This is a genomic window from Nocardia arizonensis, assembly GCF_001310275.1.
GTDB classification, from domain to species: Bacteria; Actinomycetota; Actinomycetes; order Mycobacteriales; family Mycobacteriaceae; genus Nocardia; species Nocardia arizonensis.
Genome location: NZ_LGYZ01000121.1, coordinates 194,424 through 214,568, shown reverse-complemented (window position 1 = coordinate 214,568; position 20,145 = coordinate 194,424). Strand labels below are relative to the sequence as shown.

The following is a 20,145-nucleotide window of genomic DNA, read 5'->3' as shown; positions in this document are numbered from 1 at the left end:
CGCGTCACGGGAACTTCTTCGCACGCGGACGCTACGGCGCCTGAGCAGGTCGACGAATACGGCGTGCGTGCCGGCGGGACACATGTCACGGATCATCGGGAGGTCGAGCCGTCGGCGCGCAGGTCAGTGGGCGAGGGCCGCGGTCAGGTCTCCGGGGGTGGTGACCGGAAGGTCGCAGACCGCGCCGCGGCAGACGTACGCGGCCGCTTCGTCGCCGACGGGTGGACGTTCGGACAGCAGCGGGACCGTGCCGGGAGCTGCCGCGATCACCACGGTTCCGCCGGGCGCGTTGACTCGCGCCGAATCGACCAGTTCTCTTGTCGCGGCGGATAGTTCGAGCGCGGGAGGAAGCGCGATGGCCACTTGGAGCGGGCCGCGCAGCGCGGCTTCGGCCACGGTCAGCCATTGCCCCGCCGAACGGGGTGCTCGGGCCAGCACTATCGCGCCGCGGCGCAGGGTTCGGTCGGCGAGAAGGCGATAGCGTTCGGCGTGCGCGGGGTCGCTCGCGGCGGCGGCCGTGAGCAGCGCTTCGGCGAGTGCGGAGGCGCCCGCGGGCGTCGCGCCGTCGATGGGGTCGCGGGGGCGAGTGACGAGCGTTTCCGCGTCGTCGGCGGTGTCGTACCAACTGCCGGGGGATTCGGGATCGGCGAAGTGGTCTATCGCGGCATCCAGGAGACGCTGGGCGTGTTCCAGCCAGACGAGGCCACCGGTGGCCTGGTGGAGGGCGAGCAGTCCCACCGCGAGCCAGGCGTAGTCCTCGAGGATGCCCGGTGCCGCGCCCACCGTGCCGCCGAGTGAGGCGCGGCGGACGCGGCCGTCGATCACGTGCGCGTCCAGCAGGAAACGCGCGCAGCGCACTGCGGCTTCGACCCACTCCGGTTGTGCCAGAGCGGTTCCCGCCTCGGCGAGCGCGGTAATGGCCATACCGTTCCAGGCCGTGACGACCTTGTCGTCACGCGCGGGCTGCGGCCTGACGTCGCGGGCCTCGGCCAGTGCCGCGCGCACCCGCGCGAGGCGGGCTTCGTCGTCGGGGTCGGTGTACCGGGTGAGCACCGACGCGCCCTGTTCGAAATTGCCCGCCGTGCTCACGCCGAAGACCTCCGCGGCCCAGGCACCGTCGACCGGGCCGAGGATGCCGGTCAGCTCCGCGGGCGTCCACACGTAGGTCGCGCCCTCGACACCCGGACCGTCGGGTTCGAGATGGGTGTCGGCGTCGAGCGCGGAAGCGAACCCGCCTTCCGCGGTGCCGAGATCGGTGAGCAGAAACCGCACCGTCTCCGCCGTGATCCGCGACGCGAGCGGTGCGACAGCGCGCCGCGCGAGATGGGCATAGCAGCGCAGCAATTGGGCATTGTCGTAGAGCATCTTCTCGAAATGCGGCACCACCCAGGCTGCATCGACCGAATAGCGTGCGAAACCACCGCGCAACTGGTCGTAGATGCCGCCGCGCGCCATCGCCTCGGCCGCGCGCCGCACCACCGCGGCCGTCTCCGGCGCACCGGTGCGCTCCCAATCACGCAACAGCCCCTCGAGCAGCGCCGAAGGCGGGAATTTCGGCGCGCCGCCGAATCCGCCGTGCTCGGCGTCCTCATCACCCAGCACCGCGGCGACCGCGTGATCGAGAAGTTCGGCGCTCACCTCGAATTCGGCGTCGGGCAGCCCCGCGGCCTGCGCGCGCAGCGACTCCGCCACCTGCGCGGAAACCTGGTTCACCTCCGAACGCCGGTCACGCCAGGTCTCGGCGACCGCGGTGAGCAACTGTGTGAACGATGGCATTCCGCCGCGCGGCACCTTCGGGAAGTAGGTGCCGCAGTAGAAGGGCTCGCCCTCGGGGGTGAGAAAGCAGGTCATCGGCCACCCGCCCTGCCCCGTCATCGCCACCGTCGCACTCATGTAGACCGAATCCAGGTCGGGCCGCTCCTCGCGATCGACCTTCACGCACACGTAGTGCTCGTTCATCAACGCCGCCGTGGCCTCATCCTCGAAAGACTCGTGCGCCATCACATGACACCAATGGCAACTCGCGTACCCCACCGACAGCAGAATCGGCACATCCCGCGCTGCCGCCTCTGCCAGCGCCTCCGCATCCCATTCCCGCCAGTGCACCGGGTTGTCGGCATGCTGCCGGAGGTAGGGCGAGGTCGCGCTGCCGAGTCGGTTCATCTCTCCAGCCTTCCATACGTGTCGACCGCCCCGATCAGTTCACGGTTCACCGAGGACTCCGCCACTGAGGTCTCCTCTACTCATATTTGCGCGGACCTCGCCGGGTCGGCGATCACGTCGTCCAGATCAGGCACAACCGCGCCCAGTTCCATCACTCCGGTGACCAAGCCATCAGCAAGCGAGGCACGGGCTGACGCTCCGGCCTCCGCCAGCGTGTGAAGCGCGGCGATCTGGTCGTCGATGGCGACCATAGCCACGCCCATTCGACGTTGTTCTTCGAAGGATGGCAGAGCGATCAGCTGGCGACCTAACGCCTCCTTGCTCAGGTTCGGCACCGTGGTGCCCGTCGCACGGGTGGCCAACTCTTGGAGAATCCTCGGACTGGACAGGTACGCCAGGCGAAGTTGTCGTTGTGCAGTGAAGGATCACCGAATTCCCAGCCCGTGACGGGAAACTCGGCAAAACGCTCGGTTCGGTTGTTGAAGGGTGGATTCGTCAGTACGAAGTCCGCGCGGACGCCCAAGCCGCCCGTGTCGTTCCACGGCGCTGGGTCACCTACGCGAAACTCGCCGAGCCGTCCTGCGATAGCTGACGAACGTCTTGGCCTCGCGGTCCCACAGCGGCACCCGCGACAAGGTCACCGCCGGACGCTGGATCGTCGAACGGACCCCGGCCCTGCTCCACCAGTACGGCCGCCTCGCCATCCGCTGGGAACGCCGCACCGACATCCACCACGAATTCCTCAACCTCGCAGCCGCCCTCATCTGCTGGCGACGACTCAGCAACCGAACCTGATACGAGCTCTAAAGTCTGCCCGGAATGTAATGGCTCCACGACGATTGCCGGTTGCCTGCACGGATGTCATCGATTCGTTGCCGCAACCGGTGGGCGTGCTCGACTGATGTTGTCGCTCGCCGGAGTGGGCCGGTTACCTGAACAAGGTCACGCATGTCCAGCAGTACCCGGTGCCCCGACCACTCCGACAAGTCGTAGCCGTACTCGTTGATGAAGTTCCGAACCCATGTCTCGTCACGTCCATACCGCACCGCGGCATGCCATGTCGGTATCAAGTCCACTTCTCGTGGGCCGATACTGACCCAGTCCCAATCTCCGAGAATCGATCGCGCTGAATTAAACCTGTTGTCCCACAAAAGATTTCCGGCCCAGGCGTCACCATGGATCAGCCCGATGCCTAATGGCCAATCTAGTTCGGACAGTTCCTTGCGGACCTCGTCAATTCGGCTCAGTAACCACGCACGTTCGTCCTCGCTGATGACGCCCACCGTGCTGTCCATATGTAGCGCTCCGTGCAGCGATTCCAACGGCGTCCACTGTTGAAGTTCGATGGGCGGCGTAGGCAAGTTGTGCAGCGATCGCAGGAGACGGCCAAGTTCCCTCGAGGTCAGCTCCGGGCTATCGGCCGCCTGTCGATAATACTGCCAGAATCCAACCGTGTACCCGTTGACCCGCACCGGTTCGACGCCGGGGAGCGGAGCCGTCGCGCCGAATTGATGCTTCGCGGTTAACCATTCGGTTACTGCGTAGGTCCGTCTCGGCCTATCGGCGTCCGCCTCGTTGGCGCTTACCCGTCCAACAGCTCCGTGACGCGGCAGGACATAGACAGCGTTGCTCGAGTGGTGGATCAGTTCCGCCCCAGTGGGATCGAGCCCGCAGACTTGGCATGCAGCGGATAGCGCGGCGTACTCCTCCAACGACATGCCAGCCCTATCCGACTAGTGCGACTGTGGATCGAAACTCGTTTTCGACCTGCTGAACGATAGCCAGATCAGCGTACGGTGCCAGGCGACGACGAACAATGTTGATCGACTCGATACCGCGAGCGCTGGTCAGGCCACGAGCAACAATCATCGTGTCCAGGAGCACCCGACATGCTTGCTCGACCTCCACACTTTGGCCCGCTGTGGCCTCGCCGGCTTCGGGTACGTACGAGGCCGCCAACGTCGCCGCTACCAACACTTGTCGACGCTCCATCCCCACAGAATCCGCCAGAACCACAGGTGCGCGTTGTTGCACATCCACAGCACGTCGCCCATCGTGCGCCACATACATGAACTCGGCCGACAACTGCCGCTCAGTGAAGAACCGAATCCAATCCGGCTCGTCATCCGGACGTGCACGGTTCAACCGCCGCTCTGCCTCGAGCATCGCTTGTACGCCAGCGGTCACGTCGCCATTCAACGCATGCGCACGCGCCAGCACAGCATTGCATCGAGCGGCACTGCTTGGTGAACCCGATTGCTCTGCCGCGCGTACCGCCGCCGCGCCGAACCACAGCGCATCCTTCGCACGGCTCAGGTAGTGCGCCTGCATCGACATGTCTGTGAGGATATGCGCCCCCAACGCGGCATTGCCGCTTACCTTCGCGAGCCGCAGAGCCTGCCGAAAGTACTTCTGTCCCAACCCCTGTCGAGCTGAATCAAAACACATAAAGCCGCTGAGGTCGCACAGTCGCGCCGCGACTGCGTACAGCTCGGACGCGGTACGACTGTCGTAAGAGCTACGCAGTGCCGGTCCGACTACGTCATCAAGAAACCGCGCCAGAGTCGCGCGTGCGTAGCCCCCGCCGAGATGGTGGTCCGCATTGGAGAACACGTCGCACATCGACCACATGACCTCGATATCGGCGGTGCCAACACGCCGATGGTTTTCGCCTGTGGCAAAGACCGGAACGGTCTCGTCCAACCATTCGCGAACAGGGTCGAACACGTCGCAGCCGACCCATGGTGCGTTAGGCTCGTCAGCTACCAACTGAATTATCGAATCCTTCTGTAGTGCTGGCGAATTCATGTCTACCCACATGCGTTCGAGAACACCGCCGGTCTCCAGGGCTTCGTCCATTCGCTGTGCGAAATCTCGTCCCGGACGTCGTTGAGCCTTCTCTATCTTGCCGATGAGCGAACCACTGTCGTGGCTGACAGCGCCGAGCTGGCTCAGCGACATCTTCCGCAACAGTCGCCAATGCCGCAGTTCCGCGCCGAAGAACTGTTGTGCCGACTCCATGGCGGCCAGCTCGCGCGGTTGTTGGGCCATCGGTTCATCCTCTTTGACCTGGTCGTGTGGGACCGGTTTCGACGCCGCCTCGGATGCGGACAGATTTTCTGTCCGCACCAAACATATCGATCTCCGTGCACCTGGTCACAGACTGAACCTGCGTCCGATGCCGACTCCTACCTACAACATTCGCAGCACTGAGGGGGCACGATGTTGAACCCAGATTTGTCGCTTGATGTCAGTGGCCCGCACCGTTCGCGGGACGAACGAGTGATCACCGAGTTGGCGCAGCGACGCGGCTATGCCCTGACCGGACTGGTCACCATCGGTGACGACACGTTCATGCCGACAGCCCTCATTGTCGGGACGGCACGCGGCAAGGGAGCGGCAGCGGTCATCGCGCCTGACATGGCCCACTTCAGCAGCCGCGTACGGGCTATCGCTCGAGCATGTGACCTGATCACGCCAACCAGGCTCTGGCCTGTACCAGCACCGACCGATTACAGGAGAGGTCATGAGTGAACAGGCTTCCCCGCTGCCGGGCGAGGCAGACGTTCATCTGAGCGTCTACCTGCATGGTGCACGGTTCGACTTCGCCGCCTGCCTCACCGCCGCACTCCTGTTCATTCAGGACTTCCGCGCCCACCACTGCCCAGATGCGGTACAGGTCATCCCCGGTGACACCGCTGAACTCACCAAGTTGCCCAATGAACGCCTCTATCTCGAGCCGTAGCCGCCCTCACCTCGACCGACCACAATCCCCGACCAAAGGCCAGCGGCGCACAATGATCGGTACATCGAATTCCTTTGCCCACCAACAGAAATCCGAGGCAAGCTACCTCGACGTTGCCGCCAACGACCACGGCCATGAGAAGGGGTTACTCGTTCAACGTGCCCTGGCTCGGGTTGCCGATGCCGCCCCGCACGTCGTCGAGATCGGCCCCGGTGGCGGCGCGGCCGTCACGTTCCTGGCATCCCAGCTGGAGGCCGAGCCCCACGATGTTCGTCTCACCCTCATCGAGGCACCTGGCATAACATCCCACACTCTCACCCAGGCCATCGACCGTTTCAATACTGTCGGTACGTGCGCACTGGTACGCGGGTGGGCACAAGACATCGCGACGCTGGTCAGCGAACCTGTCGATGTCATCAGCGCGTCGGCGCTGCTGCACGAGGTCTACTCCTACGGCGGTGCCTACAGCGGCCTTCACACGATGATCCGGACCTTCCCGAGTGTGCTGAAACCCTATGGATTCTTCGTCTACCGCGACGTGTACGCCGTCGACGCGCCCTCCCTGCACGAGCCCGCAGTCCAGTCCTACAGTGCCCCGTCGTGGTTGCAGTTCCTGCGCCTGTTCCTGCCGCACTACCTCCATCACGGCACCCACCCGTACCACCATCACGACGACGAAGTTGTCGTCCGCCAGAACTCCCGCATCGTCGCAGCACCAGAACTCGACCCCCGCGTCTGCGCCGTCATCCACGCCCCGATCGGGCTGTTCCGTGAAGCGCAACGCCACTACATCACGCTGCGTGACCATGTATGGCGTTCGGGCATTCTGGGATTCACGCCGATACTCGACGGCCAACTCTCGGGGGACTGGATCGATTTCCGCACCGGTCACAAGCGGGTGCACTTCGCATTCACCGATAGCGCGTGGATGTCGACCAACGACCGCGCCAACATCCAGGCAGTCAGCGAAACCTACGGCGACCATCACGTCATCGACGGCGACATCTTCGACGCGGTCACCGATGTCGCGCTGAACCTATTCCTCGCAGCCGTCGAACGCGGCAACGACGACTGCGGCCACATCTGGGGCAGCTGGCTCGAGCGCGAGGGCCGAGAAACCTACGCCTACCTCACCACCGACGAGCTACTGACAGCGTTCGCCGTCCAGTCCGCCGAGACCGACACGGGCATGCCTTCCGTTCTCATGCCGGTACAACCCACCGATGTCTTCGTCCGAGAACGCCACTACTACAACCGATTTCTCGGCAAGAACCTCGCCAACCCACTCAGCGACGCCAAGCAGATGGTGTTGTTCCAGAACATCCCCATCACCGACTCCGACGCCCTACAGCAGGGACTCGAAACCATCCGCCAACATTGCTCCAAACCCGGCCTTGCCCGCGTCCACACTGCCATCCACACGAGAGGATGATTCAACCCATGCACGTGATCGAGGTCGAGCGTAAACGCGAACTCCCCGACCCCAGTACCCTCCGCCAGCGGCTTGCCGAACTCGGCTACCACGAGGCCGGACACCTCACCGAAGTCGACACCTACTTCAGCCGCCCCGATGTCGACTACATGAAAACCGTTGAGTGCCTCCGTATTCGCCAGCGAGACGGGTTCGCCGAAATCACTTACAAGCCACCGTCGAATGCCGGCACCCACAGCGACACCGACGTGATCGCCAAACGCGAAACCAACGTATCTCTCAGTGGTCCTGACCAAGCCTCAGCGGCCAACCAACTGCTCGCCGCAATCGGCATGGTCGAACTCGTTCGCGTCGAGAAGGCGCGCACCATCTACGAGCACCCCGAACACGACGACATCATCGTCGCTATCGACGCCGTCACCCACGCCGGAACCTTCGTAGAAACCGAGGTCACCGCCGCAGACACCGACGCCGCCACCATCCATCTCGAAGAGGTCGAAACCGAACTCGGCATAGCCGATTACTTGGTCGTCGGCCTGCCCTACCGCGATCTGGTCATGGCCGCAGCCCACTGATAACAAACCTGAAGAGGACTTCCGCGCACTCACCCTCGTCACGAAGGCGGCAACTACCAAACCTCGGTGTCAGTTCCCGCAGACACCAAGGTTTTCGCAGATGGCGGTCCTGCGTCGTGCCGGATTCAGCTTCCCCGATCCTGGGTTCCGCACAATTCAGTTTGGATAGAGCCCCGATTCATGCTCTGAACTGCCCAGACATAGATGAACACGTCGAGAGACCGTGTCTCTAGGCGCGCGGATTCCCGCTGGTCAGGGTGCCGGGGTCAGTTCGACGATCTGCTTCGGGACCGGGACGTCGAGCCCAACGAAAATTGGTCGTTCTCGACGCGCATATCGCAGACTTCGATGCGTGTCAGGGGACTGACGATCAGTTCGTGGCCGCGCCAACAGAGCAATCACCTGACGCCCGCTCGTCTCGCCCCAGGCCGGACTACAGCGCCGGAAACCACGGCAGCTGTTTCATCCAGATCCACGGACTCGCCAGGTAGGCGCTCACGCCCGGCGGGTTCGCCTGAACGATCCGCGTCCATGTCCCCAGGCTTCGGGCGCTTCGATAGAGTTCGCCGGTGATAACCGGAGAACTGCGCACCAAGATCGACAGCCTCTGGGATGCCTTCTGGTCCGGCGGCATCTCCAACCCCCTCGAAGTAATCGAGCAGATCACCTACCTGATCTTCCTGCGGCGACTCGATGACATCCAGACCGCCAAGGAGCGCAAGGCGAACCGCACCGGTCGCCAGATCGACCAACCGATCTACATGGATGAGACCGATCCATTGCGGTGGTCGAAGCTGAAGAACCTCCACCCGGACCTGATGTTCCCCAAGTTCCGTGACGAGGTGTTCCCGTGGCTGCGGAATCTGAGCGGCGCGGACGCCAGTGACGAATCCACTTACGCCCACCACATGCGCGATGCCCGCTTCACGATTCCCACCCCGGGCTTGCTCGGCAAAGTGGTGGACCTGATGAACGACCTGCCACTCGACGCGGGCGACACCAAAGGCGACCTGTACGAGTACATGCTCGGCAAACTCGCCACCGCGGGTCATAACGGCCAGTTCCGCACACCCCGCCACATAATCGGTCTGATGGTGCGCATGTTGGCCCCCGGCCCCCACGACGAGGTATGCGACCCGGCCTGCGGCACAGCCGGATTTCTCGTCGGCGCGGCCGAATACATCGCCGCAACTCACCACGAGGATCTCCTCTCCCCGGCCACCCGTAAGCATTTCGACAAGGGCATGTTCCACGGCTTCGACTTCGACCGCACCATGCTGCGCATTGCCAGCATGAACATGCTCATGCACGGCGTCGACCAACCCGATATCCGTTACCGGGACTCACTCGCCGAGAGCTCAGCGAATGAGGCCGACAAGTACTCCGTGATCCTGGCCAACCCCCCTTTCGCCGGCAGCCTCGACTACGAGACCACCGCGAAGGATCTTCACGCCATCGTCAAAACCAAGAAGACCGAACTACTCTTCCTGGCCTTGTTCTTGCGCCTGCTCAAACCTGGCGGTCGTGCCGCTGTAATCGTCCCCGACGGCGTGCTGTTCGGTTCCACCAAGGCGCACAAGGAACTTCGCAAGATGCTAGTGGACGACCACAAGCTCGACGGCGTGGTCAAACTGCCCAGCGGAGTGTTCAAGCCCTACGCGGGCGTCTCCACCGCCATCCTGTTCTTCACCAAAACCAATAGCGGCGGAACCGATTCCGTCTGGTTCTACGAAGTCACCGCCGATGGCTTCAGCCTCGATGACAAGCGCACCCCGCTGCTGCCCGACACCAAACTCGGTGCGGCCCCCATCACCGCCCTCTCCGACGAAGAGCACACCAAGAACAACCTTCCCGACGTCCTGGCCCGCTGGGCGCTGCGCAACGGCAGCGAACACGACAGGCCCCGCACCGCCCAGAGTTTCTGCGTGCCCAAGGCAGACATCGCCGCCCAGGACTATGATCTTTCGCTCAACCGGTACAAGCAGATAGTCCACGAAGAGGTCGAGCACCGGCCGCCGATGGAGATCATCGAGGAGTTGACGCGGATCGAGACAGAGATCCAGCAGAGCATGTCGGAGTTGAAGGGGATACTGGGGTGAGCGCACCGATCGTGACACCACTCAGGGAAGTCATCGCCGAAGCACAGCCCGGGTTCGCGTGCGGTGACGAAGTTTCTGATGGCATATTTCAGATTCGTATGAACAATATTACCCGTGACGGACTGCTCGATACCAACAAAAAACGGTTGGTCCCCAGAAGTCACAAAGGTGTCCGAAAGGCACTCCTCCAAGATCGTGACATCCTGTTCAATGCCACCAATAGCCCGGATCTCGTCGGCAAAACTGCGCTCATCCGGAACCCATTAGAGCCAACGGTTTATAGCAATCATTTTTTACGATTGCGCGTAAACGGCGATATAGTCGACCCCTCCTACTTGCATAGATGGCTCAACTCCGAATTTCAACGCGGTGTATACAAGGCCATGTGCCGCCAATGGGTCAACCAAGCAACACTGAGCCGCGATGCACTCTTGAGCACCACAATCCCCATCCTTCCCCTAAAGGAACAGCAGCGGATTGCGGAGGTGCTGGATCGAGCGGATGCGCTGCGGTCGAAGCGGCGGCAGGCCATCACTCTCCTCAACGACCTCGCCCAATCCCTCTTCCTCGATATGTTCGGCGATCCAGTACAGAACCCGATGAACTGGGATCGAATGAACATTGGCCAAATCGGCAGAGTGATCACAGGAAATACTCCACCCAGAGCCGACGAGTCAAATTACGGACATACAATAGAATGGATCAAGTCGGACAATATAATTCCAACCCAGTTGTTTCTTTCCAAAGCCGCCGAAGGACTCTCCGAAGCAGGTGCCAAGCGGGCTCGTATTGCCGATTCAGGATCACTCTTGGTCACTTGCATCGCTGGAAGCCCTGCGAGCATTGGCAATGTTGCCATCGCGGATCGACAGGTGGCATTCAACCAACAGATCAACGCAATTACAAAGCCCGTTGCCAATAAATTCTTCCTTTTTATGCAGTTAGTTGTCGGAAAACGGCTGGTACAGGATCAATCCACCGGAGGGATGAAGGGCCTCGTCAGCAAGTCTCGATTCGAGTCGATATCGCTTATCTACCCACCTATGGATTTACAGAACGAGTTCGCCACCAGGTTCGGAGCGCTGCGTGACGTCATGGACCACCAGCGAGACCATTTGGCTACAGTAGAGACCCTCTTTGCCTCCCTCCAGTCCCGAGCCTTCCGCGGTGAGCTGTGGCAAGATGATCTCGATCACCGTGAGGGGGAGAGACTTCCGTGAGCAACTTCGCGTTCCTGCGGGCAGAGTGGCCGAATCTGTTCGAGGAGGCGGTGCGGGCCGAGCGGGTCGGGGTGGCCGATCCGCGGGTGGCTTGTATCTGTGCCCGCAGGACGCTGGAGTTGACGGTCGAGTGGTTGTACGACGCGGACTCCACGCTGAGGAAGCCGTACTACAACGACTTGAACGCCAAGATCAATGATCCGTCCATGGTGGCGCTGGTCGGCGTCGACATGCGCGCGAAGATGGAACTGATCCGTAGGGTCGGCAATGATGGCGTGCACGGCAAGAAGCCCGTTACCACGCAGTCCTCGATGGCGATTCTGGGTGAGCTGTTCCAGGTCCTGTATTGGGTGGCCCGGCGTTATGCCCGCAGCCCGACGAATCTCCCCTCGGCGGCATTGGGTTTCGACCCGAACCTGGTACCTCGACCGGTTTCCGCGGCCGTACAACGCAAGAAACAAGCCGAGATTCAGGCGATGCTGGCCGAATTCGAGCAGCAGCGCAAGGATCTCGCCGAGCAACGGGCGGCCAATGCCGATCTCGAAGCGGAGCTGACCGACTTACGGGCGCAGATCAAGACGGCCAAGCAGGCCAACCGGATAGTTCCCGACACGCACGACTACACCGAGGATATCACTCGGAAGTTGTATATCGACTTGCTGTTGGCCGAAGCCGGGTGGTTGCTCGACAAACTCGAGGATCGGGAGTATCCGGTCACCGGACTGCCGACGCCAAGTGGTAAGGGCCGCGTCGATTATGTGCTGTGGGACGACAATGGTAAGCCGCTGGGATTGGTCGAAGCCAAACGCGCATCGAAGGATCCGGATATCGCGGGCAAGGAGCAAGCCCGCCAGTACGCCGACGCACTGGAGCGGCAGACCGGTCAGCGTCCGATCATCTTCTACACCAATGGATTCGAGACCTGGATGTGGGATGACCTGCGCTATCCGCCGCGCCGGGTCCAGGGCTACTACACCAAGGACGAGCTGCGGCTGCTGATTCAGCGCCGCGCCGGCCGCAAGAAGCTCTCCGCTGAAACCATCAACGAGCAGATCGTCAACCGACACTACCAGACTCGCGCCATTCGCCGCATCGCGGGCAGCTTCGAGGCCGATAATCGACGCCAGGCTCTACTGGTGATGGCGACCGGAACAGGCAAGACCCGTACCGCCATCGCGCTGGTCGATCTGCTGGCCCGGGCGGGCTGGGTGAAGCGGGTGCTGTTCCTGGCCGACCGGCAGGTGCTGGTCAACCAGGCGGCCAAGGCGTTCAAGACCCACGCGCCAGGACTGACCACGGTGAACCTGCTGGACGACAAGAAGGCCGTCGGCCGGGTGTACGTGTGCACGTATCAGTCGATGATGGCGTTTGCCGACGAGACAGACTTCAACGGGATAAAGCGTTTCGGACCAGGCCATTTCGATCTGGTCATCGTCGACGAGGCGCACCGGTCGGTGTATCAGAAATACGGAACGCTCTTCACCTACTTCGATTCGCTGCTGGTCGGTTTGACCGCCACCCCGCGCGACGACATCGACCACAACACCTACCAGCTGTTCCACCTCGAGGACGGGGTGCCCACCGACAACTACGACCTCGACGAGGCCGTAGCCGACAAGAACCTGGTGCCGCCCACCGTCGTGGACGTGCCCCTGAAGTTCCCACGCCTGGGCATCAAGTACGACGAACTCTCCGCCGAGGAACAGGAACAGTGGGAGTCCACGGACTGGGCTGCCGATGACGGCGACGTCCCCGACATGATCGACGCCGACGATCTCAACAAGTTCCTGTTCAACGCCGACACCATCGACAAGATGCTCGAAACCGTGATGGAGTACGGGTTGAAGGTCGATACCGGCGAACACATCGGCAAGACCATCGTCTTCGCCCGTAATACGAAGCACGCCAAGCTTATCGCCGAGCGCTTCGACAACCTGTACCCGCATTTCCGGGGCGACTTCGCCACTGTCATCACCAGCCAGGCCGACAACGCGCAAAGCCTCATCGACAAGTTCGAGAAGCCGAACAGCGCGCCCTATCTCGCGATCTCGGTCGACATGCTCGACACCGGATTGGACGTGCCCGCCGTGGTGAACCTGGTGTTCGCGAAGCGGGTGCGGTCGAAGACCAAATTCTGGCAGATGCTCGGACGCGGAACCCGGCTGTGCGAGAACCTTTTCGGTCCGGGACAGCATAAGACCGGATTCGTGGTGTTCGACCTGGGCCAGAACGTCGAATACTTCAACCAGAACCTCCCCACCACAACGGGCCGAGCGACACTCTCGCTGCGCGAGAAGCTGTTCCGGCAACGTGCCAACCTGCTGTTGGAGTTGGACCAGCTGGAGCATCCCGGCGATACGCCCGCTGAGATCCCGACAGGTGAACCGGAAAGCACCGGCGACGTGCGCTGGCAGTTCGCGCAGACGCTACACCAGCAGGTGGCCGGAATGAACCCTGACAGCATCGAAGTACGCCACAAGTTGCGACAGGTGGAAGCCTTCGTCGATCCCGCCGCCTGGCAGCGGATCACTCCGCAGAAGCGCAACGACCTCGATGAAATCGCCGGACTGCCTACCGAGTTCGTCGAAGATGGCAACAGCGCACAGGCCAAACGCTTCGACTACCTCATGCTGCGGTTGGAGTACGCATGCCTCACTGGCGAGCCCAGCTTCGCGGCGCTACAGGAGCAGGTGCGCGACATCGCCACCGAATTGCTCAGCCCGGACTTGCAGAACATACCCGCAGTAGCGAAACATCACGACTTCCTCGAAGATATCTGCTCTGACGCCTGGTGGGAGGATGTCACCCTGCCGATGCTCGAGACCCTCCGCCGCCGCCTGCGCACCTTGGTCGCCAACATCAAGCCGACCCGGCGCAGCCCCGTTTACACCGACTTCACCGATGAGCTCGGTCAACTACACATCCAGGAACTCACCGCGCTGAGCGGCATTCGTGGCAAGGCCCGATTCGAAGCAAAGGTCCGCGCCTACCTCGCAGAGCATGTCGACCAGATCGCGATACAGAAGCTGCGCCGCAACCGGCAGATCACCACCATGGATGTCGCTTTCCTGGAGAATATTTTCCTGGCGGAAGGATTCGGCACAGCCGAGGATGTGGAGCAGGCCAAGTCCGAGCATGACGGGCAGCTGGGCCTGTTCGTACGCGCGATCGCGGGACTCGATGAAGAAGCCGCCATCGCCGCGTTCGATAAATTCCAGGAGAGTCGCACGCTCTCGGCGAATCAGCTCGACTTCATCAAACTGTTGATCAAGTCGATCACGATGAACGGCATCGTCGAAATCGGCGCGCTCTACGATCCCCCGTTCAGCAGGATGGCCCCCCGTGGCCCCGAGGAGTTGTTCTCCGACAAGGACCTCGACGCGATGCAAGAGGTACTCACCCACCTACGCACCACCGCCATTCCCATCGACGCGCAGACTGCCTGACCGATTCTCGCCTCGGCACAGCCGAAAGCAGCAGCGCACATGTGGCCCAGCCCGCATGGTGATCTGCCCACCCCGCGCCTCGCGAGCCTCGGCAATGTCGAGGAACATCGTGTCCGCTGGCTGAGATAGACCGGCTACCGCGAGCACAGCGGCACGTTCCACGGGTTCGACTTCAAAGCGCACCAGCCGCCTCGTCCGCTGAACGTTTGTCCCTCCGGCTACGGGAGGGTAGAGGATCGGGGCATCCCGAGACAGGAGGTCCTCCATGAAGCTCGATCTGGCGAAGAGCGACAAGCACTACTACTCCGCGCCGACACAACCCGTGCGGCGCACCTTCGACACCTACGGGTATGCGACGGTGACCGGAATGGGGGCGCCGATGGGGGTCGAGTACGGCGAGGCCGTTTCGGCGCTCTATCGGGCGGTGTACGGGGCGAAGAAGGTGGCCAAGGCGGCGGGGGCCGACTTCGTGGTGCCGAAATTGGAGGGGTTGTGGTGGGTGGAGTCGGACGAGCCGCCGCTGACCGTGCCGCGCGAGCAGTGGCACTGGACCATGATGATCCGTCTGCCCGACACCGTCACCGCGGACATGATCACGGGTGTGACCTATGAGCGGTTCACCGAGGGTGACGCGATCCAGGCCATGCACGTGGGGCCATATGCCACCGAGCCGGAGACCCTGGCGCGCATGGACGCCTTCATGCGCGCCGAGGGCCTCACCATGAACGGCCGCCATCACGAGATCTATCTCTCCGACCCGCGCAAGGCGAAGCCGGAGACGATGAAAACGATCCTGCGCCATCCGGTTCGGCCGATCGCCGACTGAACCGGAGCGGTGTCAGTTCCAGGTGCGGCCCACGTAGGCCATCAGCTTGCGGTGCGCGGGTGCGTCCGCGTCGACCGGCAGCGCGGCGCCGAACAGGCCGGGCTGCCGGAACGGTTCGACACCGCCGGTCTCGTGCATGACCTCGAGCAGTTCGGCGCTCAGCGCATCGTCGGCGAGATCGGGACGGTCCAGCGCGAGCGCGATGTCGATGCCGTGTACGACCACCTCGGTGAGGTGGACCAGCGCGGCCTGGGGCGCGGACACCTCGCCGAAGCGCAGGCGCACCGTCGCCTCGGGCACGTCGAGGCGATGCCATGCGGCACGGTCGATTTCGGCGGCCGCGGCGAAGGCGGCCTGCGGATCGGCGCCGAGCCAGTCGTCGTCGTGTGCCCCGACCGGGTCGGTGCCCGCCAACTCGGCGGCGAACAGCCGCATACCGCCCACGGTGTGATTGAGCACCTTCCGCACATCCCATCCGGCGCACGGCGTGGCCGCCGACAATCGGTCCGGCTCGACCGCGTCGACAATCTTGCTCGTCATATCGATGGCGCGGTCGATCCGCCCGATCACAGTCTGCATGGGAGTCCTTCACTGGAGTGGGTACTGCATTCGTAGCACGCGGGGGTGACAACCGGCGCGGTACGCTACTGACGAGTACCCTTTGTCACCATTGCCGAAAACGCTTGCGCGTGAGGCGGAGTCCCGATATGTCGACTCGATTCCGCGACCGATTCATTCCAATTGTCCGAATCCGCCCGAGCCGGACGTCATCGGCCGGTAACGACGGAAATCCGCGGCCCCCAATGTCATTATCGAGTGGGGGGCCGAACACCCGCCATTCTCACGTCGTTCAGCGGCCGTTCGCGGAATCCCCGGGTTCGGCCCGACGGGCGATCCCGGGTTCGGTGCCATCGTCGGCTTCCTGATCGGGTTCGGGATGCTCCGGCTCGAAGGTCGCGGGCAGGTTCTTCAGGTGCCGGTTCATCGATCGCACCAGCAACACGGTGCCGACGAGCAGCAGCAGGATGATCGCCAGACCCAGCGGCGACGCCTTGCCGAACTCGGGACCCGTCGGCGTGCCGGGGGTCTGCGCGAGAATCTCGAGAATCACCGGCGGTCGTCCTCGATCCCGGCGAACAGGTCGTTCTCCGGCAGTGCGGTGGTCACGCGGGTCTTGGCGAGTTCGAACTCCTCGGTCGGCCACAGCCGCTGCTGGAATTCGATCGGTATCGCGAAGAACGCGCCGTTCGGATCGATCTGGGTGGCGTGTGCGCGCAGTGCGTCGTCGCGCTGGGGGAAGTACTTGCCGCATTCGATCTGGGTGGTGACCCGCATCATCTTGTCCCCGCGATGGTCGGCGTACTGCCGCATGCGGTCCAGCCATTCCTGGAGCGGGAAGGGCTCACCCATGCGCTCGTACTCGGCGGAGAACGTCTCGAGCCGCTTCAGGCTGAAGCCGTGGTCGTAGTAGAGCTTGAGTGGCGTCCACGGCTCGCCCGCGTCGGGGAAGCGCGTCGGATCACCCGCCGCCTCGAAGGCCGCCACCGACACTTCGTGGCAGCGGATGTGATCGGGATGCGGATAGCCGCCGTTCTCGTCGTAGGTGGTGATGACATGCGGTTTGAACTCGCGGACCACCCGGACCAGCGCCTCGGTGGACTCCTCCAGCGGCACCAGCGCGAAGCAGCCCTCCGGCAGCGGCGGCGGCGGATCGCCCTCGGGCAACCCGGAATCCACGAATCCGAGCCAGGTCTGGCGCACGCCGAGCGCGCGGGCGGCGGCCGCCATCTCCTCGCGCCGGACCTCCTCTATGCGCTCGAGCACACCGGGGGTGTCCATCGCGGGATTGAGGATGCTGCCCCGCTCGCCGCCGGTCAACGTCACGACCAGGACATCGTGTCCCTCGTCCGCGTACCTGGCGGCGGTCGCCGCGCCCTTGCTTGATTCGTCGTCGGGGTGGGCGTGCACCGCCATGAGGCGAAGGCCACTCACGTCTTGTTCACCATCGCTCTCGGTCGCGGGTGTCCGGTCTTCGTCTCTTATAGTTCCATCCGACCCACTTTTGTTCCGACGTGCCCCCCGGGAGTGCCGAGCCCCATGAATCAGATCCCGTGAATCAGCCCGAACCGGAGTCGAGCGGCACTGTCTCCGCCGATGCCGCCGCCCGGCGCGCGGATCGATACGGGACCCGCGGACCGGGCGCCGGGCCACGCGCGGACCGGCGGTGGATTCCGGCGGTGATCGGCGCGATCGTGCTGCTCGCGGGCCTCGGCGTCGCCTACGTCGGCTTCCGTAATTACGGTCCCGACGCCATCGACGCCGAACAGCTCGGATACACCGTCGTCGACGATTCCACCCTCTCGATCCGCATGAAGGTCACCCGCGACGATCCGACGCGCCCGGCCGTATGTTTCGTTCGGGCGATGGATCGCGATGGCGCGGAGGTGGGTCGGCGGGAGGTTCTGATCGCCCCGTCGCCGAGCGGCACGGTCGAACTCACCACCGTCGTGCGGTCCTCCACCCGGCCTTCGGCGGGCAATATCTACGGATGCAGCGACCGGATTCCCGAGTATCTCCGGGCGGGTTGACGGCCCGGACAAAGGTCACGAATCGACGGCGAGCCGGTCGGCAAAATTAACTCCGACCTGCGTATTTGTGAATCATGCTAAAATGGGGAGATACACGGTTCCGGGGCCCGGAGCCGTGTTTGCTGCATTGGCGGCCAGCGCTGTGAGTTCCGGGTTTTCGGGTTTGCCCGGGGCGCCTGTCGGGGTTCGAAGAACTTCCCAGGATCGCTCTAGCCGTCGGCTGATGCGTGCCCGCCTACGGGTAACGCGCATCGGTATGGAATCCCGGTGCGCCGGGAACAACTACTAGGGAGTGATCGAGATGACCGAGACGCAAGTGACCTGGCTGACCCCGGAGTCGCACGACAGGCTCAAGGGCGAACTCGACGCGCTCATTGCCAATCGTCCCGTCATCGCTGCGGAGATCAACGAACGCCGGGAAGAGGGCGACCTCAAGGAGAACGGCGGCTACCACGCCGCGCGCGAGGAGCAGGGCCAGCAGGAGGCGCGCATTCGTCAGCTCCAGGAGCTGCTGAACAACGCGAAGGTCGGTGTGGCCCCCACCAAATCCGGCGTCGCGCTGCCGGGTTCGGTGGTGAAGGTCTACTACGACGGTGACGAGTCCGACACCGAGACCTTCCTGATCGCGACCCGCGAAGAGGGCCTCAACGACTCGAAGCTCGAAACCTACTCGCCGAACTCCCCGCTCGGTGGCGCGCTGATCGACGCCAAGGTCGGCGAGACGCGCGAATACACCTTGCCCAACGGCAATACGATGAAGGTCACGCTGATCAGTGCGGAGCCCTATCACAGCTGATCCCTTCGTCACGAAACCCGGCTCGAGCGGCCGCCCCGGCGACGGGAGCGGCCGCTCCTCGCGTTCAGCTCGCCAACGCCTGCTCGATATCGGTGAGCAGATCGCTGACATCCTCGATGCCGACCGAGAGCCGTACCAGATCCGCGGGCACCTCGAGCACCGATCCCTCGGTGGAGGCATGGGTCATGGCGCCCGGGTGCTCGATGAGCGACTCGACCCCGCCCAGCGATTCGGCGAGGGTGAAAACCTTGGTGCGCGAGCAGAATTCGTGTGCGGCGGCACGCCCGCCGTGCAGTCGGACCGAGATCATGCCGCCGAATCGGCGCATCTGCTTGTCGGCGACGACATGGCCCGGATGATCGGGCAGACCCGGATAGATGACCTGTGAGATCGCCGGATGCCGGGTAAGGAATTCGGCGAGGGTCTCGGCATTGTCGCAATGGCGTTCCATGCGCAGCGCCAAGGTCTTGGTGCCCCGCAGGGTGAGGAAGGCGTCGAACGGTCCCGGCACCGCACCCGCGCCGTTCTGGAGAAATCCGAATGCCGCGTCCAGTTCGGGATCGTTGGTGACCAGTACGCCGCCGACGACATCGGAATGTCCGCCGAGATATTTGGTAGTCGAATGGGTGACGACATCCGCGCCGAGCAGCAGCGGCTGTTGCAGGTACGGGGTGGCGAATGTGTTGTCGACCACGAGTTTCGCGCCCGCGGCGTGCGCCACATCGGCCAGCGCCGGAATATCGCCGATGTTCAGCAGCGGATTGGTGGGCGTCTCGACCCAGATCAGTTTGGTGTTCGGTCGGATGGCGGCGCGCATCTCGTCCACGTCGAAGACGTGCGCGGGGGAATGTTCTATACCCCACTGACCGAAGACCTTGTCGATCAACCGGAAGGTGCCGCCGTAGGCGTCATCGGGAATGACGATGTGATCGCCGGGGCGCAGGATCGCGCGCAGCGCGCAGTCGGTGGCGGCCATGCCGGAGGCGAACGCGCGGCCGTACGCCCCCGATTCGAGGGCGGCGAGGTTCGCCTCGAGCGCGGTGCGGGTCGGATTGCCGGTGCGGGCGTATTCGAAGCCGCCGCGCAGGCCACCCACCCCGTCCTGGGCGAAGGTCGAACTCGCGTAGATGGGCACGTTCACCGCGCCGGTCTGCGGATCCGGCTCGAATCCGGCGTGTACGGCCCGTGTGGAGAATCCCAGCTCGGTCATGGCCCCAGCCTAAATGCCGTCGATCCCGGGCAATCGCGCGCCGTA

18 protein-coding genes are annotated in these 20,145 nt (G+C 63.4%); 10 read left to right on the top strand and 8 right to left on the bottom strand.

Annotation, left to right across the window (positions count from 1 at the left end):
• Window positions 1–123: 123 nt before the first annotated feature.
• Together APZ21_RS27995 and APZ21_RS34455 are read right to left on the bottom strand one after the other, a co-directional pair.
• Entirely contained in the window at window positions 124–2,163 is a 2,040-nt protein-coding gene (locus APZ21_RS27995; protein WP_054816245.1) for a thioredoxin domain-containing protein, read from the bottom strand.
• 80 nt (window positions 2,164–2,243) lie between these two features.
• Window positions 2,244–2,525: a restriction endonuclease subunit S gene (locus APZ21_RS34455; RefSeq protein WP_156371372.1), complete on the bottom strand. Its 282-nt coding sequence runs from the start codon at window positions 2,523–2,525 to the stop codon at window positions 2,244–2,246.
• Window positions 2,526–2,763: 238 nt separating this feature from the next.
• On the opposite strand from APZ21_RS34455, the gene APZ21_RS27985 reads away from it, so the two are divergent.
• Window positions 2,764–2,958 (top strand): hypothetical protein, encoded by a 195-nt coding sequence (locus tag APZ21_RS27985; RefSeq protein ID WP_054816243.1) that lies wholly within the window; start codon window positions 2,764–2,766, stop codon window positions 2,956–2,958.
• A gap of 8 nt (window positions 2,959–2,966) precedes the next feature.
• On the opposite strand, the gene APZ21_RS33395 is transcribed toward APZ21_RS27985, so the two are convergent.
• Both APZ21_RS33395 and APZ21_RS27980 read right to left on the bottom strand, forming a co-directional pair.
• Window positions 2,967–3,881 (bottom strand): aminoglycoside phosphotransferase family protein, encoded by a 915-nt coding sequence (locus APZ21_RS33395; RefSeq protein ID WP_082393504.1) that lies wholly within the window; start codon window positions 3,879–3,881, stop codon window positions 2,967–2,969.
• A 7-nt stretch (window positions 3,882–3,888) separates the two neighbouring features.
• Window positions 3,889–5,214, bottom strand: coding sequence for a helix-turn-helix domain-containing protein (locus APZ21_RS27980; protein ID WP_054816242.1), 1,326 nt, complete (start codon window positions 5,212–5,214; stop codon window positions 3,889–3,891).
• Between the two features lie 475 nt (window positions 5,215–5,689).
• Between APZ21_RS27980 and APZ21_RS27975 the strand changes: the two genes are divergently transcribed.
• The 7 genes from APZ21_RS27975 (at window position 5,690) to APZ21_RS27945 (ending at window position 15,506) form a co-directional block, all read left to right on the top strand.
• Window positions 5,690–5,908, top strand: a complete 219-nt coding sequence (locus APZ21_RS27975) for a hypothetical protein (RefSeq protein ID WP_054816241.1) — start codon at window positions 5,690–5,692, stop codon at window positions 5,906–5,908.
• A 52-nt stretch (window positions 5,909–5,960) separates the two neighbouring features.
• Window positions 5,961–7,340: a hypothetical protein gene (locus APZ21_RS27970; protein WP_054816240.1), complete on the top strand. Its 1,380-nt coding sequence runs from the start codon at window positions 5,961–5,963 to the stop codon at window positions 7,338–7,340.
• 8 nt (window positions 7,341–7,348) lie between these two features.
• Window positions 7,349–7,915 carry a class IV adenylate cyclase gene (gene cyaB, locus APZ21_RS27965; RefSeq protein ID WP_156371371.1) on the top strand — a complete coding sequence of 189 codons (567 nt, stop codon included), beginning with the start codon at window positions 7,349–7,351 and terminating at the stop codon, window positions 7,913–7,915.
• Window positions 7,916–8,484: 569 nt separating this feature from the next.
• Complete coding sequence (locus APZ21_RS27960) at window positions 8,485–10,014, top strand: type I restriction-modification system subunit M (protein ID WP_054816238.1); 1,530 nt, start codon at window positions 8,485–8,487, stop codon at window positions 10,012–10,014.
• Complete coding sequence (locus APZ21_RS33390) at window positions 10,011–11,234, top strand: restriction endonuclease subunit S (protein WP_156371370.1); 1,224 nt, start codon at window positions 10,011–10,013, stop codon at window positions 11,232–11,234. Before APZ21_RS27960 ends, APZ21_RS33390 begins: the two co-directional genes overlap by 4 nt.
• On the top strand, window positions 11,231–14,680 hold the full coding sequence (locus APZ21_RS27950; RefSeq protein ID WP_054816236.1) for a DEAD/DEAH box helicase family protein: 3,450 nt from the start codon (window positions 11,231–11,233) through the stop codon (window positions 14,678–14,680). The genes APZ21_RS33390 and APZ21_RS27950 overlap by 4 nt, the downstream gene beginning before the upstream one ends.
• A gap of 265 nt (window positions 14,681–14,945) precedes the next feature.
• Window positions 14,946–15,506: a GyrI-like domain-containing protein gene (locus tag APZ21_RS27945; protein WP_054816235.1), complete on the top strand. Its 561-nt coding sequence runs from the start codon at window positions 14,946–14,948 to the stop codon at window positions 15,504–15,506.
• Window positions 15,507–15,518: 12 nt separating this feature from the next.
• Here APZ21_RS27945 and APZ21_RS27940 read toward each other — a convergent pair whose 3' ends face one another.
• The 3 genes from APZ21_RS27940 to mca form a co-directional block, all read right to left on the bottom strand.
• Window positions 15,519–16,085, bottom strand: coding sequence for a TIGR03086 family metal-binding protein (locus APZ21_RS27940; RefSeq protein ID WP_054816234.1), 567 nt, complete (start codon window positions 16,083–16,085; stop codon window positions 15,519–15,521).
• A gap of 271 nt (window positions 16,086–16,356) precedes the next feature.
• Complete coding sequence (locus tag APZ21_RS27935; protein ID WP_054816233.1) at window positions 16,357–16,617, bottom strand: hypothetical protein; 261 nt, start codon at window positions 16,615–16,617, stop codon at window positions 16,357–16,359.
• Window positions 16,614–17,498 carry a mycothiol conjugate amidase Mca gene (mca, locus tag APZ21_RS27930; protein ID WP_239476840.1) on the bottom strand — a complete coding sequence of 295 codons (885 nt, stop codon included), beginning with the start codon at window positions 17,496–17,498 and terminating at the stop codon, window positions 16,614–16,616. The genes APZ21_RS27935 and mca overlap by 4 nt, the downstream gene beginning before the upstream one ends.
• A 119-nt stretch (window positions 17,499–17,617) precedes the next feature.
• Here mca and APZ21_RS27925 point away from each other — a divergent pair, with 119 nt between their 5' ends.
• Both APZ21_RS27925 and greA read left to right on the top strand, forming a co-directional pair.
• On the top strand, window positions 17,618–18,094 hold the full coding sequence (locus APZ21_RS27925; protein WP_054816305.1) for a DUF4307 domain-containing protein: 477 nt from the start codon (window positions 17,618–17,620) through the stop codon (window positions 18,092–18,094).
• 301 nt (window positions 18,095–18,395) lie between these two features.
• On the top strand, window positions 18,396–18,890 hold the full coding sequence (gene greA, locus APZ21_RS27920) for a transcription elongation factor GreA (protein WP_054816232.1): 495 nt from the start codon (window positions 18,396–18,398) through the stop codon (window positions 18,888–18,890).
• Window positions 18,891–18,954: 64 nt separating this feature from the next.
• On the opposite strand, the gene APZ21_RS27915 is transcribed toward greA, so the two are convergent.
• Complete coding sequence (locus tag APZ21_RS27915; RefSeq protein WP_054816231.1) at window positions 18,955–20,100, bottom strand: cystathionine gamma-synthase; 1,146 nt, start codon at window positions 20,098–20,100, stop codon at window positions 18,955–18,957.
• Between the last annotated feature and the right edge of the window lie 45 nt (window positions 20,101–20,145).